15 protein-coding genes are annotated in these 17,121 nt (G+C 39.5%); 5 read left to right on the forward strand and 10 right to left on the reverse strand.

The window, feature by feature from the left end; all coding sequences use genetic code 11:
- The 4 genes from BSCG_RS11430 to BSCG_RS11415 are packed head-to-tail and all read left to right on the forward strand — an operon-like array spanning nt 1 to nt 4,455.
- Entirely contained in the window at nt 1-744 is a 744-nt protein-coding gene (locus BSCG_RS11430) for a hypothetical protein (protein WP_004306842.1), read from the forward strand.
- A 12-nt stretch (nt 745-756) separates the two neighbouring features.
- Complete coding sequence (locus tag BSCG_RS11425; protein ID WP_004298008.1) at nt 757-1,602, forward strand: hypothetical protein; 846 nt, start codon at nt 757-759, stop codon at nt 1,600-1,602.
- Nucleotides 1,603-1,606: 4 nt separating this feature from the next.
- Nucleotides 1,607-2,860 carry a hypothetical protein gene (locus BSCG_RS11420; protein ID WP_004298010.1) on the forward strand — a complete coding sequence of 418 codons (1,254 nt, stop codon included), beginning with the start codon at nt 1,607-1,609 and terminating at the stop codon, nt 2,858-2,860.
- Between the two features lie 2 nt (nt 2,861-2,862).
- Nucleotides 2,863-4,455 (forward strand): PCMD domain-containing protein, encoded by a 1,593-nt coding sequence (locus tag BSCG_RS11415; protein WP_008776320.1) that lies wholly within the window; start codon nt 2,863-2,865, stop codon nt 4,453-4,455.
- A 47-nt stretch (nt 4,456-4,502) separates the two neighbouring features.
- Here BSCG_RS11415 and BSCG_RS11410 read toward each other — a convergent pair whose 3' ends face one another.
- Nucleotides 4,503-5,351, reverse strand: coding sequence for a helix-turn-helix domain-containing protein (locus BSCG_RS11410; RefSeq protein ID WP_004306845.1), 849 nt, complete (start codon nt 5,349-5,351; stop codon nt 4,503-4,505).
- A gap of 257 nt (nt 5,352-5,608) precedes the next feature.
- Between BSCG_RS11410 and BSCG_RS11405 the strand changes: the two genes are divergently transcribed.
- Nucleotides 5,609-7,171, forward strand: coding sequence for a PCMD domain-containing protein (locus BSCG_RS11405; RefSeq protein WP_004298014.1), 1,563 nt, complete (start codon nt 5,609-5,611; stop codon nt 7,169-7,171).
- A gap of 314 nt (nt 7,172-7,485) precedes the next feature.
- On the opposite strand, the gene BSCG_RS11400 is transcribed toward BSCG_RS11405, so the two are convergent.
- The 9 genes from BSCG_RS11400 to BSCG_RS11365 all read right to left on the reverse strand — a co-directional run bounded on the left by BSCG_RS11400 (nt 7,486) and on the right by BSCG_RS11365 (nt 17,035).
- A complete protein-coding gene (locus BSCG_RS11400) occupies nt 7,486-8,268 on the reverse strand; it encodes a porin family protein (protein ID WP_004297659.1) in 783 nt (260 codons plus the stop codon).
- A gap of 13 nt (nt 8,269-8,281) precedes the next feature.
- Entirely contained in the window at nt 8,282-9,409 is a 1,128-nt protein-coding gene (locus BSCG_RS11395; RefSeq protein WP_004297660.1) for a PCMD domain-containing protein, read from the reverse strand.
- A gap of 173 nt (nt 9,410-9,582) precedes the next feature.
- The gene (locus tag BSCG_RS11390) at nt 9,583-10,518 is read right to left on the reverse strand and encodes a HipA domain-containing protein (RefSeq protein ID WP_008776321.1); all 936 of its coding nucleotides are present in this window, start codon (nt 10,516-10,518) and stop codon (nt 9,583-9,585) included.
- Nucleotides 10,519-10,520: 2 nt separating this feature from the next.
- Nucleotides 10,521-10,847, reverse strand: coding sequence for a HipA N-terminal domain-containing protein (locus tag BSCG_RS11385; RefSeq protein ID WP_004297663.1), 327 nt, complete (start codon nt 10,845-10,847; stop codon nt 10,521-10,523).
- Nucleotides 10,844-11,062 carry a helix-turn-helix transcriptional regulator gene (locus BSCG_RS11380; protein WP_004297664.1) on the reverse strand — a complete coding sequence of 73 codons (219 nt, stop codon included), beginning with the start codon at nt 11,060-11,062 and terminating at the stop codon, nt 10,844-10,846. The genes BSCG_RS11385 and BSCG_RS11380 overlap by 4 nt, the downstream gene beginning before the upstream one ends.
- A gap of 162 nt (nt 11,063-11,224) precedes the next feature.
- Nucleotides 11,225-12,685, reverse strand: a complete 1,461-nt coding sequence (locus tag BSCG_RS11375; RefSeq protein ID WP_004310080.1) for a catalase — start codon at nt 12,683-12,685, stop codon at nt 11,225-11,227.
- Nucleotides 12,686-12,987: 302 nt separating this feature from the next.
- Nucleotides 12,988-14,322, reverse strand: coding sequence for an NADP-specific glutamate dehydrogenase (locus BSCG_RS11370; RefSeq protein WP_004297671.1), 1,335 nt, complete (start codon nt 14,320-14,322; stop codon nt 12,988-12,990).
- Between the two features lie 248 nt (nt 14,323-14,570).
- Nucleotides 14,571-14,747, reverse strand: coding sequence for a hypothetical protein (locus tag BSCG_RS29440; RefSeq protein ID WP_008776324.1), 177 nt, complete (start codon nt 14,745-14,747; stop codon nt 14,571-14,573).
- A complete protein-coding gene (locus BSCG_RS11365) occupies nt 14,744-17,035 on the reverse strand; it encodes an NADP-dependent malic enzyme (RefSeq protein ID WP_004306858.1) in 2,292 nt (763 codons plus the stop codon). Before BSCG_RS11365 ends, BSCG_RS29440 begins: the two co-directional genes overlap by 4 nt.
- Nucleotides 17,036-17,121: the final 86 nt, after the last annotated feature.

Genomic DNA, 17,121 nt, shown 5'->3' on the forward strand with positions numbered 1-17,121 from the left:
ATGAATTACTTTATCAAAACTTCATTCCTGATAATCTTGGGAATAATTGTTGGAACGACGCAAACATGCGCGCAACAGGAGTTCAAACGGAATATAGAAATGAGAACTTTCATTCCTAAGGGACAATGGATTGTGGGTAGTTCAGTTTCTTATTCTCAATACTCAAATGATAACTATCAGTTTCTGGTGATAGAGAATTTGAGTGGAGAAGGGTATGCTTTTAAAGTGAGTCCGGTATTGTGTTATGCTTTTAAGGATAATGTAGCTGCAGGTGGACGTTTTATGTATAGCCGGACGTATACCAAGCTAAATAATATCAGTGTAAATATTGATGAAGATACCAACTTTGATATTAGTAACCTGTATGAATTGAAGAACTCTTATTCGGGAATTGCTGTCTTGAGAAATTATATCAATTTAGGTACTAGCAAGCGTTTTGCATTATTCAATGAAGTGCAGTTAGAGTTGGGAGGTTCTGTTTCAAAAGTGGTGAACGGTAAAGGGGATGACCTGACAGGAGTATATCAGACTTCTTTGGATGCAAGTGTTGGTTTGAGTCCAGGTTTGGTTGCCTTTATCAATAATTATACGGCAGTGGAAGTAAGCATTGGTGTGTTGGGACTGAATGTCAGTCGAACCCATCAAGTGACGGACCGGATTTACGAAAGCAACCGTTCGTCGATGAGTGCCAATTTTAAAATTAATCTTTTCAGTATAGGACTGGGAATAGCTTTTTACCTTTAAAAAACAAGACGAATGTATAAACGGTTATTGGTAACAGTACTGGTGTCTGTATTCGTTTTCTCTTTGTGGGGAAAGACGGAAACGGTTTGTCAATCGTTGGAGGTAGAAGATTCTGTCCCCGTTTTTCAGAAGGATACGCTACCGGTAAAAGGGAGTTTGGACTTCCTGCGAATCAAACGTATCGGACGCTATGATCGTGGAATCATGAATTATCGTTTCATTCCTAAAGGGAAGTGGATCTCTGGTTTCACAATGTCATACTGGGACTACAATAGTGCGGATAATAAACTGCTGTTTGCCTACTTTGATAATTTTGATTGTGACGGGCGTAACCTTAATTTTTCTGTGTATGGCGGCTATGCCGTGCGTGATAATATGGTGTTGGGATTGAAGTTCGGATACCGGAATATGCGGGGAGCCTTGAATAATATCACGCTGAAAATTGATGATGATGTCGATTTCTCTTTGAAAGATTTAAAGTTGGAACAAAATTTGTATAACGTGTCGTTCTTTCATCGCTCTTATGTAGGTTTGGATGCCGGTAAACGATTTGGATTGTTCAATGAGACTGCTTTGACGTTCAATTTTGGAAAGTCTAAATTCGACCGTGGTGTAGAAGAAAATCTGGTTAATACTCAAACAGATATATTTGAGGTGCAATTGGGAATAAATCCGGGATTGGCTGTTTTTATCATGCAAAATGTAAGTATTGAATGTTCGCTCGGAATAGCCGGCATTCGTTACAGGCAGGAAAAACAGAAAAATAATCTGGGAGAGACGGGAAAACGGATGACGGGTGGATCTAACTTTAGGGTGAATCCTTTCAATATTAGTTTAGGATTGACGATTTGCTTATGATTTTATGAGACATAGAAAAAAATACATATTACTGTTCCTGCTTCTGGTTGTATGTGCCGGCTTGGTATTCTTTTATGGAATAAAAAGTGAGGGACAGGAAGACAAACAGGAGGTATTGTCATCAGTAGAGGATACTCATCAGGTACCTGAAGCTGCTGTGGACTCTGCCTGCCAGATAATTGGAGAAGTGGAGGAAAACGTGTCTCCAGCAGAGAATTCTGTGGAAAAGGTTGTGAAGAAGCCTGAAGAAAGAACAGTGGAGAAATCTGAAGAAAGATCAGTGGGGAAGTTTGTAGATAAAAAGCAGGCAGATAAAAGGCAGAAGGTTGCGTCTAAGAGAGAAGCAGTAGCTGTTCCGCCGGTTTCTTCAACGGATATAAAATTGGCTTCTGATGTTGTCAATACTCCTTTGAAGTTAGAAGGAACTATTTGTGACCTTGTATTGTCGGAGCGTCAACAGGATAGTAAAATAACAGCTGCACTTCCGGTTCACGCGGTTGAAACGGTTAAAAGAGAGTTCGATTGGAAAAGTGATACGTTAGAGACCAAGCGAGGCATTGATTTATTGAGAATCAAAAGGGTAGGGCGGTTTGATCGTGGCATTGTGAATTATCGCTTTATGCCTAAAGGAAAATGGATGTTTGGTACGGATTTTTCATTTTGGGATTATAACAGTGAGGACTCTAAATTATTGTTTACTTACCTCGATAATTTTGATTTTGAAGCACGTACCATTAATGTGGCTCCTTTTATCGGTTATTTTTTCAAAGATAATCAGGTAGTGGGTGTAAAGCTCGGTTATAAGCATACGGACGGTCATTTAGGCAATGTTAGTTTTAAGATTGATGATGACGTGAATTTCACTCTCAAGGAATTGAAGTTGAAAGAAGAGTTGTATAATTGCACCTTTTTCCATAGCTCCTATATCGGGTTGGATCCGGGAAAACGTTTCGGATTGTTCAATGAAACCAATCTGCGTTTGGGATTCGGACATTCGGAGTTTACAAGAGGTTCGGGCGAGAGTTTGAAGAATACCAAAACGAATATATTTGAGGCACAGTTGGGGATTAATCCCGGAGTGGCTGTCTTTATTATGCAAAATGTGAGTGTGGAATGTAGTGTGGGAGTGATAGGCTTGAAATACCGTAAGGAAAGTCAGGTGAATAATCTTGGTGAGAAAGGTTCCCGTACGAACGGTGGAGCCAACTTTAAAATAAATTTGTTTGATATTAATTTAGGATTAACTATAAGTATGTAATCATGAAAAGTAAAGGCAGAAATAGACTTTTATCCTTAATTATATGCATTTGCATTGCATTTGCTTTTTCATCATGCGTCAAGAACGATTTGCCGTATCCTGTTGTCAGATTGTCTATTACCGGCTTTGAGGTGAATGGACAGATTGGTAGTGCAGTCATTAATAATGAAGAACGTACAGTAACAGTAGACTTGCTCGATTCTGTGGATTTGAAGAAAGTGATTGTCACTCGTTTCGATTATTCGGAAGAGGCTAATACGGATTTGAAGGTGAATACAACGATTGATTTGTCTTCTCCTAAAGAAGTGGTATTGTCTTTGTATCAAGATTATCGATGGAAGATTATAGCCAACCAGACCGTCGAACGCGTATTTAGCGTCAAGAATCAGGTCGGAGGAGCTGTGATTGACGAAAAAACTCGACAAGCTATCGTTTATGTCAATAAAAATACGATGCTCAACAAAATAACTGTGAAAGATTTGAAGCTGGGGCCGATCAGTTCTACCGTTTCGCCTGACTTTATCACTTTGAAGGACTTTACACAAGAGCAGAGAGTAAATGTGACATTTAAAGGAAAAACCGAAGAGTGGAGTTTGTACGCATTCATCACGGATAAGGTTGTCTTTACTAATTCGGCGGATGGCTGGACTAATGTAGCATGGCTTTATGGAGAAGGACAGGAGGATGTAGTGAACGGCTTTGAAATACGTGAAGCTTCATCAGAAGAATGGACAAGGGTAGATCAGGATATCGTTGTACAGAATGGAGTAAATTTCTATGTTTGTGTTCCGCATTTGAAAGCGGACACGGAATATGTGTGCCGTGCTTTGGTGGATGGTACAGAGGATCGTGGTGAAGAGATTACTTTTAGAACGACTGCTGCGATTCCTTTAACAGGTGGTACATTTGATAATTGGAATCAGAGTGGTAAAGTCTGGAACCCGTGGGGAAGTAATGAAACTCCTTTCTGGGATACCGGAAATCAAGGAGCTACAACCTTAGGTGACAGTAACTCTGTTCCTACCGAAGATATATGGTCGGGTAAAACAACCGGTATGGCTGCGAAGCTTGAGTCTAAGTTTGTGGGAGTAGGTTCTGCCGGAAAATTAGCTGCCGGTAACCTCTTTGTCGGTAAATATGTGGCAACCGACGGAACAAATGGTATCTTGAACTTTGGGCAATCGTTCTCTGCTTATCCTACTCATCTGAAAGGATATTATAAGTACCAGCCCGGAGTCATTGATAACTCTTCCATTGAATATAATTATTTAAAAGGAAGGACAGATACCTGCTCGATCTATATTGCCATTGGTGATTGGGATAGTCCGATTGAAATACGCACCAAACCTTCTAACCGGAAATTGTTTGATAAAAATGATAAGCATGTGATTGCTTATGCTGAATTTACATCGGGAACTCCTGTTGCCGTGTATAAGGAATTTGACTTGAAACTGGAATATAGGGCTACGAACAGAAAACCAACCTATATCGTCCTGGTATGTTCTGCAAGCAAATATGGTGATTTCTTTACTGGAGCGTCCGGTAGTGTGCTTTATGTGGATGAGTTTAGTCTGGAATACGATTATGATAACTGATTGGCTTTATAGCATATAACGAAGATAATCTGTTAGTGTCCGGTCATTTACCCATTATTCCTATAGGCCAATGGACTCATGCCAACATATCGTTTAAAGTATTTGCCGAAGAACGATGTGTTGGCAAAATTGAGTGAATCGGAAATTTCTTGAATAGAGAGTCTTGTCGATTTCAATTGTGATTTGGCATCCATGATGACCATGTGAGAAATAATTTCTATGCATGTGTTCCCAGTAACCTGTTTTACTATAGTACAGAGGTGGTTGTGTGTAATTTTTAGTTTCTCAGCATACCATGCTACATTGCGTGTCTGATTATAATTTTGCATCACTAGTTGAGTGAAATTCTTGTAAATCAGCTCATTTTTTGATAGATTCTCTGTTGTATTTTGCAGCCGGTTTTTATACATGGCGGCTATTCCTGCGTGTATGTTATTATATAGATGTGGAGTAATACTTTTGCGTGTTGTTTCGTCGAAAAAGGAATAAAGTTTTATTAAAAAATGAAGATATTCTTCCAATAGCTTGGCGCCCTCCGGTTTCAATGAGATGATCGGTCTTCCCAGTGTCACAAATAAGGTATCAATTGCTGCATGGTTTAAACTAGCCTGTTCTATATATTTGGATGAGAAGCCGCCGAAGTAAAGGACAGGCTCTCCATTTAGACTGTGTATCTGAATAATACTTCCCGGCATAATTGTTACGAAATCATTAGCGTGTACTGTGAAGTGGTTCAGATTGACTGAAGCTTCTATTTCTCCATCCATGCATAATACGAAAATCTCCGATTTTAATCGGCATGGAAAATTCGTGTACAAGTTGAGTAAATCCTTATTAATACCTGTACCAATGAGCCATTCTTCTGGCAAGTCTATTTTAGGTAATTCTTTATTCATCATGCATTCTCTTTATGCAAAGGTAACCGATTTTGGGAAATAGAAGTCTTTTTTATTTCCCCAAAAATATATTGGCTGGTGAAAAAATGGTGTTTTATAAAAGAAATATGGTGTTTTTCTTCAAAATGGAACAGAAACAAGAAAAATAGACCTTGTGTTATATTAAATTAGATTGTTATTTTGCAACGTGAAATTTGGGCATTGGTGCGATGGTATATCGCGCGTTTGCTAGTATTAATTAAAAAGAGAATTTAGAAATGAAAAAGAAATTATTTTATTATCTGTTTGCAGTATTGTGTACTGCGACATTGTTTACGTCTTGTAGTGATGATGACGATGAAGTGAAATATCCGATAGATACAGAATTGGCTGGAGGCTATGTTGGTAATCTGTCTGTGAATGTGGATGGTAATCAAATGGGAACTACCGAAAATCAAAAAATCACAATTTCACAGTCTAATAAGGAAACTAACCAAATTGCATTATCATTGAAGAATTTTACTTTTTTGGTAAATGTTGGTGATATTGAAGTTGATCCTTGCACTGTGAAAGCTATAGATGGTGGTTATGCTTTTGAAGGTCAACAGAATCTAGATTTGGTACAGCCACTTGGTAATTGCCCTGTTAGTATTTCTGGTACTGTGAAAGGTAGCAATATTAATATTGAAATAGGTGTAAAGGTTGGTGCTCCTTTAAATCAAAATGTAAAGGCTACTTTTGTTGGTCGTAAATTGACAGGTAGTGAAAGTTCGGAGGCTAAAATAATAAGTTTTATTTTGGACGATGATATTGTAACAGAACAACCTATTATTAATGAAGAGGAAGGAATAGTAACTTTTAAGGTTAGCGATGCTGCTGTTGATGACGATTTGTCTGGAATGATTCCTACTATTGTGGTATCATCGAAAGCTAAAATAACTCCAGCTTCAGGTGTTGCGCAGGATTTCTCGAATGGCAAAAAGGTGGAATATACTGTCACTGCTGAAGATGGTACAACTAAAAAATATTCAGTTTTTATAGCTGGATCTTCTGACTACTATTCTTTTGAGACCTGGAAGTCTTTAAATGATGGAGCTTTTGAAGAACCGGATGGGGGATGGGCTACTTCTAACACAGGTGTGTGGTTTATAAAGACTGTTTATCCTGATGTATATAATGGTGACTATCCCGTTGTTAAAAGTGAGGATGCTAAAGATGGTGCTGTTGGAGTGAAATTGATAACATTGGATACTAAAGGACAAGCAGGGGCTGATTGGGGTTTTATTAAAATACCAGCTATTCCTAAAGTGACTTCTGGTTCTTTATTTTTAGGGACATTTGAAACTGATATTCAGAATACATTGAATAGTACTAAGTTTGGTAATCCATATTATTCTAAACCTATTTCTGTACAATTCTCTTATAAATATACTCCGGGGGCAGTGTATTATACATGCCCTGATCCGGTAAAAGCTGAAGCAGTTACTGAAGATCCTAATACAACTGATGAATGTAGTGTAACTGCTGTTATTTATGAAGTGCCATATTGGGAGACGGTGGACCCTGATGATGCTAATAATAAAGCTTATGATAAACGATTGACTGGGGCAAATTTATATACTAATACAGATCAAGTTATAGCAATGGCAACATTCTCTAGTGGTGTCCAAGAAGATTATAAAGATATTACCCTTACTTTGAACTATGAGAAAGATTATGATCCTACTAAAAAGTATCGATTTGCTATTGTATTTTCTTCTAGTAAAAATGGTGATAAATTTAGTGGAGCACCTGGGAGTACTTTGATAGTGGACAATGTGAAAGTTGTAGCTGAAAAATAGTAGATATAGAATAAATATAATTTAGTTTTATTTCCCTTCACTCTTGTTCTTTATTATCATCTGAAGAATAAATGAGTGGAGGGATTTTTGTAGTTGTTGATAGTTATTCTAGGGTATGAAGTTTAAGGTGTAGATGAAGAATGTACCGTAATTAAATTATATGTTATGAGTGTTGGTCTATTGAGACGTCCATTTTTCTTAGACACTACTCCTGTATTTATTGATTTAGCCCATACATAAATGAAAAAACTACGAGAAGAATTCTCGTAGTTTTTTATTGACACAATATTTGGATCGTTTAATATAACAATATACTAAAATGCATATCCAAATCCTATATTCAAATAAATAGGATACATGGCAAATGAGATTGTATCAAAATCTTTTTTGAAAATATCATTCAACCCCCACGTTAAGTCGGCGTATACATTTAGATGTTTAAATGCTCTCCATTCACCGCCTAGTTGTAGTCCCCATTGGAATTTTCGGAGATTTTCGGAGAAATCATAGGTAGCTATGCTTTCCCCAGAGAAAACTACTCGTGAGCCAGTTTGGTCTGGGGTACGTAAATGACCGTCGTATACATGTCCGGAGAATCCCCTTTCGATGAGGTATGATATGTATGGGCCTGCAGACAATTTCCAACGGTTGCTTATCTTATAGTTAGCAACTACCGGAATTGTCAGATATGAATTTTTAACTTTGGTCTTTACTCCTCCTGTCCATAATCCTTGTAATTCTCCACCATTAGTATTAATAATTTTCATACCGTAATTTTTTACGGTAGCTTCGGTGGTCATATTCTTATTTTCAAGTCGTACTCCTACAGTCATCCCCCATTTGGGATCGAACCACTTAGTCGCATTACCTTCAATTGAAATTGCGATTCCTGGCGCATAACTATCAATTTTACGGATTTCTTTTGGTAGAGGTAATGGTGAAGTCCCACCAATACTGAAACCGGCCTTTATTCCATATTCCCATCCATGTAGATAAGACCAGATGATACCTTGATTTCTTTCTTCCTGTGCTTGAGCTGTGAATATGCTTACAAATAGCAGCACAACTATAATATTGATTGATTGATATTTTTTCATTGTATTAGTTTTTTTATTCTTTACAAATAAGTTCTAGCTCATCAACGTATAGAGTGCTACCGACAGCTCCTCTAAAATAGGCGCCATCTACGCTGGATGATAGTACAATACCTAATTTATATTTACCGTTTTGTAGTTTCGTATCGTCAATTTCTCGTCCTTTTACTGATTCGAAATGTATAGTAAACTCATTCCATTCATCTGATTCAACAATATCTTCAGGTTCTATTCGTGCTAATAATACCAATTTATCAGAGTTAAATACGTTATCACCATTAAGCATGATAGAATTATTTTCTGCCTCATACATAACAGCATAAATATCACATTTGTCCCTTTTTCCGGTTTGTGGCTGTCCTTCTACAGAATAAACTTCCCCAGCTTTAAATTTATAATATCCTTTAAGTGCTATGGGATGTTTATAAAATTGAAAACCAAAGTTCGTTGCTTTTCTAGGATTTGTCAGTGCATTTTCTACTTCAAATGTCCCGATAAATAAATTTCCAGCAGCAATATACATTTTTACCATTGCACCAAAATCTCCAGTATTACGAGTTTCTAGCTTTACAGCCTTACCTTTAAAACCATTTGCAACTTGTACTGTTGGGTAATCTATTCTAGAATTAGCCATACCCGTTAATTTAAAACCGGGATTACCGCTTGACCATTGTAATACTTTAGATATTTCTTGTGAGGTTGCAGGTGTAAATTCGTAAAATGTATCGTATTCACTGGAGGTTGTCAGTAATTCTTCAAATTTGAAAAGGGTAGGTAATTCCGCTAAAATCACATTAACGGTATAAACAGGCTGCCATTGACCGTCTTCTGATGTAACAGTGAATTTACGGGAGTGCGGTTCTTCGCTGAAATCATAGGTAGATTCAGTATCTCCAGTTATTGGAGTATTTACTTTAATTGTAGCTCCTTGTGGAAGTGTAAATTCTAATTTTTGTTTGGAAAGGTCGGCTCCTTTATTTACATATACATTGATTACTTTAGAATCTGCATCGATATTTGCCAATTGCACATCATCGCCTGAACAAACATCAATGGCTGCTTCTGAATTTAATGCTTCATCCTGTATGCAGGAAGATATTGCACATGTAAAGATGAAATAGGCTATTAAAGTCTTAATTTTCATTTGATTTTCCTTTTTAGTTTACTAATTCAGTCTCTTTTATAAAACTTGGTTGCAAAGTTAAGTTTCTTTTTTGAAATGCAGTACTTCATCACTTAAGTAATTCAATAAAATTAGCGCCTTTTTAAAATTAATGTTATAAATGAATTATTCCTTTTTAAATCCCCGCACTGTTTTTATAATAAATCTAACTTCCTTGTTATAATCAACTTGTACTGTTGCTTCATTTCTTTGGGCAAGAAAGAAATATCTATGAACTCTAACCATTTTTCGGCAACTTTGGTAAATTTAGAAAATAGGTTGTCTATGATCTTTTTCTCTAAACTGCAACTATTCATGGCAACTTCAAAATCAGAACGCTTGATTTTGCGTCTTTTTCCATAAAGTGTCAAAGCCAATTTTTCAGTGTCCTCCGGCATGAGGAGTGCCGTAGAGATCATGTCATATCCCGGGGTCAGTGAATAATAGCCTTTACGCTGACTATAAAGTGAAAAGTTTTTCAGATGCATATCCGCATTTCCGGTCAGCCATGAGAAAACGACTTGTTCCCAGAAATTTATTACGTCAAGTTTTGGCACAGAGGAATATTGCATAATTATCTTTGCTATCTTTTCATAAGAACCCTTATATTTATACTCTGTGAGGCGTTCCGAGAGCTGGCACATATCCTCCATTGGCAACTTTTCACCCTTTGCGGTTCTATCTATGCGTTTAGTGATATAGGCCAATTCGCCATCGGCAAAACGAATCAATGAATGAGGGACAACGTTCACTTTAGCCAATTCGGCAAGATGCATCGTTAAATCCTCAACTTCAGGCATGTATTTAAATTGTTCCGTTTGCGGTTTGAGAATATAACGTCCCCATAAACCAACGATAGTAAAGCGTTGCGGTTGGTTGGGGGACGATGATATATCGAGAGACAATTTTGCTTGCACTCCTGTAAGTGTGGTTTGTGAGCGTATGACTTGTTCGGCAAGTTGCTTAATATCCGCTTTTGTATAAGGTAGGAGAGGAACTGTTTTGCTCCCAAATATTTTCTTTCCGCATTGAGGGTGAAAATCAGTTTCTCCCTCGCCAAGTTCCTGATAACAATATAGGCATCTGCTCATCATTATTCTTTATTTAAGATGGGAATCACACTAACTGCACCGATACAATCTTTGCAACAGGCAAGCAGTAGTGACATACGGTCACGTCGATTTATCTTCCAACTTTTTTCAGCAATATCTAAAAGCCAGCCTTCAGGAATAAGACCGTCAAAGAATGGGAATAATATTAGACTTGTATATGGCTTTTCCGAGATTGGCAGTGTGAGGCTGATAGATTCCGCATCGCTGGATTTAATGTAGGCTGTATCATATTGAAAGGTATAGCCATTTTCATCTTCTGTAAGCAATCCTGCCAACTGGTCTTGGTTGTATATGAGTGCTTGTCTCATAGCTTGTTGAATTTACTTATTGGTACAACACCCACTTCCGTTCCAAAGAGACTAAGCACTTGATTTACTTTATCAAGACGCAAAGTCTGTTTCCCCTGTTCGAGTTCGCGTACAAAACGTAACCCGACTCCTGATTTTTCGGACAGCTCTACTTGGGTCAAGTTATGTTCTTTACGCATTTGCTTGACGTATTCTGATAATGATTTATCGTTCATATTATACCCTTTTGGGTACAAAGATAATGTAAATTTTCTATTTTACACCCTTTAGGGTATAAATTTAGTTGTAGATTTATGAATTATACCTTATGGGGTATAAGAAAACAGGTACTCTTTCTTTGGGAAGAAGGAGTACCTGTAGAGGAAAGTGATAGCAGATTATTCTTTCAAAGCCTCTTGTAAGTCAATACCCAGCGCTTTGGCAACTCCTGTTCCATATGCAGGATCGGCTTTGTAGCAGTTGCGCACATGACGTTGTTTGATAAACAATTCGGAGTCTCCCATGGCGCGAGCTGTATTTTCGAACAATAATTGTTGTTCTTCAGCTGGCATCAGTCGGAATAAGTCACCCGGTTGGCTATAATAGTCGTCATCATATTCCCGTTCATTGTAGTTGTAAACTTCACCGGTAACTTTAAGAGGCGGTTCTTTCATAGTAGGAGAATCCTGCCATTCGCCGTAACTGTTCGGTTCATACCCTTTAGTAGCACCGTAGTTACCGTCTACGCGCATAGCACCGTCACGATGATAGGCGTGGAAAGGACAACGAGGTTTGTTGACCGGAATTTGTTCTGCATTCACCCCTAGACGATAACGTTGTGCGTCGCCATAAGAGAATAAACGACCTTGTAACATTTTGTCGGGAGACAGACCGATACCGTCTACAATATTCATCGGGTTGAAAGCAGCTTGTTCCACTTCAGCAAAATAATTTTCCGGGTTGCGGTTCAGTTCAAGGACACCAACATCTTGTAGAGGGAAATCTTTGTGCGGCCATACTTTAGTCAGGTCAAACGGGTTGATACGATAGTTGTCCGCTTCTTCCTCCGTCATTAACTGAATCTGGAATAACCATTTCGGATAATCGCCCTTTTCGATGCTCTCGAAGAGATCACGTTGATGAGATTCGCGATCTTTAGCAACTATTGCTTCTGCTTCCTGGTCTGTCAGATTCTTGATACCCTGCAAGGTACGCAGATGGAATTTAACCCAAATACGTTGATTTTCTGCATTGATAAAACTATAAGTATGACTGCCGAATCCGTGCATGTGGCGATATGAATAAGGAATACCACGCGGACTCATAGTGATAGTAACCTGATGTAATGCTTCTGGTAAAAGCGTCCAGAAGTCCCAGTTACTGTTCGGGCTACGCATATTTGTTTTCGGATCTCGTTTGATGGCATGATTCAGATCCGGAAATTTAAGCGGATCACGTAAGAAGAATACAGGAGTGTTGTTACCCACCAAATCCCAGTTACCTTCTTCCGTATAGAATTTCATAGCAAAACCACGGATGTCACGTTCTGCATCAGCAGCTCCACGTTCTCCGGCTACGGTGGAGAAACGGACAAAACATTCTGTTTGTTTTCCGACTTTACTGAAAATAGCAGCACGGGTGTACTTTGTAATGTCATGGGTGACAGTAAACGTACCGTAAGCTCCCGAACCTTTAGCGTGCATACGTCTTTCAGGAATTACTTCACGATCAAAATGGGCAAGTTTCTCTATAAGCCAGGGATCTTGTAACATTACAGGTCCGCGTTGACCTGCGGTTTGCGAGTTTTGATTGTCAGCGATAGGACGACCGTTCGCTGCAGTAAGTTTTTTCTTTTCCATAAATAGATTTTTTAGTCGGATACAAGTATAAGCAGACTGTTTCCTTTTATTCTTTCATCCGGGGTTTATAATATATAACAAAGATAGGCTTCTTTTGCTCGCTTGTCAAACAGATAATTTCTATCTAAAGATAGAGAATAACTATGAATTGTGTGTATTGTCTGCTATTTATTTTTCTACAAAGATTATTGTGCTGACACCTGGGTGTCGTACATCTTTTTATTGCATAAAAAAACTCCCGCACTTCCTTCACGGAAGACGGGAGCTTTTAAATAAACTATAGCTTATATATCTTTTGCTGATTATACGATACCTTGTGCCATCATTGCTTTAGCAACCTTCATGAATCCGGCTACGTTAGCACCCTTCACATAGTTTACGTATCCGTCAGCCTCTGTACCATACTGAACGCAAGCTTCGTGGATATTCTTCATGATGCTTTTCAGCTTTTCGTCTACTTCTTCAGCGCTCCAGCTTAATTTGATAGAGTTTTGAGTCATTTCAAGACCTGATACTGATACACCACCAGCGTTAGCAGCTTTACCCGGAGCATAAAGGATTTTTGCATCCTGGAATACTTTGATGGCTTCCGGAGTAGAAGGCATGTTAGCACCTTCAGATACAGCGATACAACCGTTTGCTACCAACTGACGAGCGTGGTCACCGTTCAATTCATTTTGAGTAGCAGAAGGAAGAGCGATATCACATTTTTCACCCCAAGGTTTAGCTCCTTCTACATATTTGCAACCATATTTTTCTGCGTATTCACGGATACGGCCACGGTACAGATTCTTCAGTTCCATGATATAATCCAGTTTTTCGCGGTCGATACCGTCCGGATCGTAGATATAACCGTCAGAGTCAGAGCAAGTAACTACTTTACCACCCAGTTCGATTACTTTTTCGATTGTATATTGAGCAACGTTACCAGAACCAGAAACCAGACAAACTTTACCTTTCAAGTCAGTTCCTTTTCTCTTCAACATTTCCATCAGGAAGTAGATGTTACCGTAACCTGTAGCTTCCGGACGAATCAGTGAACCACCGAATTCGCGGCCTTTACCTGTGAATGTTCCGGTAAATTCGTGAGCCAGTTTTTTATACATACCGAACATGAAACCTACTTCGCGGCCACCAACACCGATGTCACCTGCAGGAACGTCAGTTTCAGGACCGATGTGACGCCACAGTTCCAGCATGAATGCCTGTACGAAGCGCATTACTTCAGCATTTGACTTTCCACGAGGAGAGAAGTCAGAACCACCTTTACCACCACCCATTGGCAGAGTAGTCAGTGAGTTTTTGAATGTTTGTTCAAAGGCAAGGAACTTCAAGATAGAAAGGTTTACAGATGCGTGGAAACGGATACCGCCTTTGTAAGGACCGATCGCGTTGTTGTGCTGAACACGGTAACCCATATTGGTCTGAATATTACCTTTATCATCCATCCAAGTCACGCGGAACTGATATACTCTATCAGGAATACACAAACGTTCGATCAAGTTTACTTTATCAAACTCCGGATGTTTGTTGTATTCTTCTTCAATAGTAGAAAGTACTTCTTCTACTGCTTGATGATACTCCGGTTCATTGGGAAATCTTCTTTTCAGATCGTCTAATACCTTTGCTGCATTCATAATCTTTTTTTTCTTTAATTGGTTGATATAAATAAAGTGCTAATTTGACAATTTGCTAATATACCGTTTGACTATGTGCTTTTGTGCTATATAGCAGATTTGCACATCTGCGTATGGGTACATCGGATATTTTATTTTCGGTTGCAAAAGTAAAGATAAAAATTGAACTAGCAAACATTTTATAAAGAAAAATGCGATAAAACATCAAATTTGATATTTTATCGCATTAAAAATAGGAAAAAAGATATTTATTTGTTCTTTTTGATCGACTTATAGACAGGAATAAACACTAATGCTGCCGAAATGCCAAGCATTACCGCCATCATCCCGTCAATTCGTTCGGCTTTTGTCAGAACTAGATAGCAAAGCGCCAACCAAAGCAGGCTGATGCAAACTATTTGTGATTTGGATAACGGACGTTTCATTTACCTCCTCTTTTCTTTTTGTCAACGATGGCGTCGATCACGGCTACAGCTGTGATATTGACAATGTCGCGGACAGAGCTTTCGAAATCGGTGAAATGAATAGGTTTGTTCAATCCCATCTGGATAGGGCCGATGAATTCCGTATCCGGGTCCATTGCCTGCAACAGTTTGTAACCGGCGTTTGCTGAACTCAAGTTCGGGAAAATCAATGTATTTACATCTTTTCCTTTCAGGCGGGTAAACGGATATTTGGTATCACGCAATTCGCGGTTCATGGCAAAGTTTACCTGCATTTCACCGTCAATAGCCAGTTCCGGATATTCTTCCTGCATGTGGGCAACAGCTTCGTGCACTTTCACAGGGCTACCTGCAGTATCAGCACCGAAGTTGGAGTATGACAACATTGAGATAACCGGCGTGTGATTGAAGAAGCGAACTGTTTTATCAGACAATTTAGCGATGTCAATCAATGTTTCCGTATCCGGGTGGCGGTTAATCAGTGTGTCTGCCAGGAAGTAAGTACCTTTCTTGGAGTTCAGGATATGCATTGTTCCGAAGTGTTTGAAGCCCGGTTGGATACCGATTACTTCTTTGGCCACTTTGATCGTATTGCTATATCTTGTATAAAGTCCGGTGATGAAAGCATCCGCATCTCCTGTTTCCACCATCATCATACCGAAGTAGTTGCGTTCGAACATTTTATCGTTGGCTTCTTCATAAGTAAAGCCTTCGCGTGCACGTTTTTCTGCAAGAATGCGTGAGTAACGTTCGCGGCGTTCCGATTCGTCCGGGTGACGGAGATTGACGATTTCAATACCTTCCAGGCTGAGATCCATTTCTTCTGCCAGTTTTCCGATAGCCTCGTCATTTCCTAATAAGATAGGATGACAGATACCTTCGGCTTTCGCTTCAACGGCAGCTTTCAGCATATTCGGATGGATACCTTCGGCAAATACGACACGTTGCGGTGAACGGCGGGCTGTATCATACAGTTGGCGGGTCAGTTTGGACTCATAACCCATCAATTCGCGCAGGTGAACACAGTAAGCATCCCAGTCTTTGATTTCAGTGCGAGCCACTCCGCTTTCCATAGCAGCTTTTGCCACTGCGCAGGAAACTTCGGTGATGAGGCGTGGATCTACCGGTTTCGGGATAAAGTATTCCGCGCCGAAAGAGAGGTTGTTCACGTGGTATGCCGCATTAACTACATCGGGTACCGGCTGTTTTGCCAGATTAGCGATAGCGTGTACGGCTGCAATCTTCATCTCTTCGTTGATAGCTTTAGCGTGAGTATCCAAAGCACCGCGGAAGATATACGGGAAACCGATTACATTATTAATCTGGTTCGGATAGTCAGAACGTCCGGTAGCCATCAGTACGTCAGGACGTGCTGCCATGGCATCTTCGTAAGAGATTTCTGGTGTCGGGTTAGCCAATGCGAACACAATCGGCATCGGAGCCATGCTGCGCACCATATCCTGGCTTAACACATTTCCTTTCGACAGGCCGAGGAATACATCTGCACCTTTGATTGCTTCTTCCAGCGTGTGAATATCCGTGCGGTCGGTTGCAAAAAATCTTTTCTGTTCGTTCAGATCCGTGCGCGCCTTGCTGATAACGCCTTTACTATCCAGCATGACGATGTTTTCGAGACGTGCACCCAGTGACACATACAATTTAGTACAAGATACGGCAGATGCACCTGCACCGTTCACAACGATTTTTACATCTTCGATTTTCTTTCCGGCCACTTGCAGGGCATTCACCAAACCGGCACTGGAGATAATAGCAGTACCGTGCTGATCGTCGTGCATGACAGGTATATCCAGTTCTTCTTTCAGGCGACGTTCGATTTCAAAACATTCGGGAGCTTTGATGTCTTCCAGGTTGATACCTCCGAAAGTAGGAGCAATAGCCTTTACTGCAGCAATAAATTTCTCTGGATCTTTTTCATCCACTTCGATGTCGAAAACGTCGATGCCCGCGTAAATTTTGAAAAGCAGACCTTTACCTTCCATTACAGGTTTACCGCTCAATGCACCTATATCACCCAGTCCGAGTACGGCTGTACCGTTGGAAATAACGGCTACCAGATTACCTTTAGCCGTATATTTATACGCATCTTGCGGATTCTTCTCAATTTCGAGACAAGGTTCTGCTACACCGGGAGAATATGCGAGTGATAAGTCGGTTTGTGTACTGTAAGGTTTGGTAGGCACTACCTCAATCTTACCGGGTTTGCCCTGTGAATGATAGAGCAAAGCGGCTTCTTTCGTTATTTTAGCCATGGTATTTATGAAATTTGTTAATAAGTTATCATTTGACCGCAAATGTAGGAATAAAAGTTCGAAATTGTAGCTGTTGATTAATAATT

The sequence above is a fragment of the Bacteroides sp. 2_2_4 genome, assembly GCF_000157055.1.
Taxonomy (GTDB): domain Bacteria; phylum Bacteroidota; class Bacteroidia; order Bacteroidales; family Bacteroidaceae; genus Bacteroides; species Bacteroides ovatus.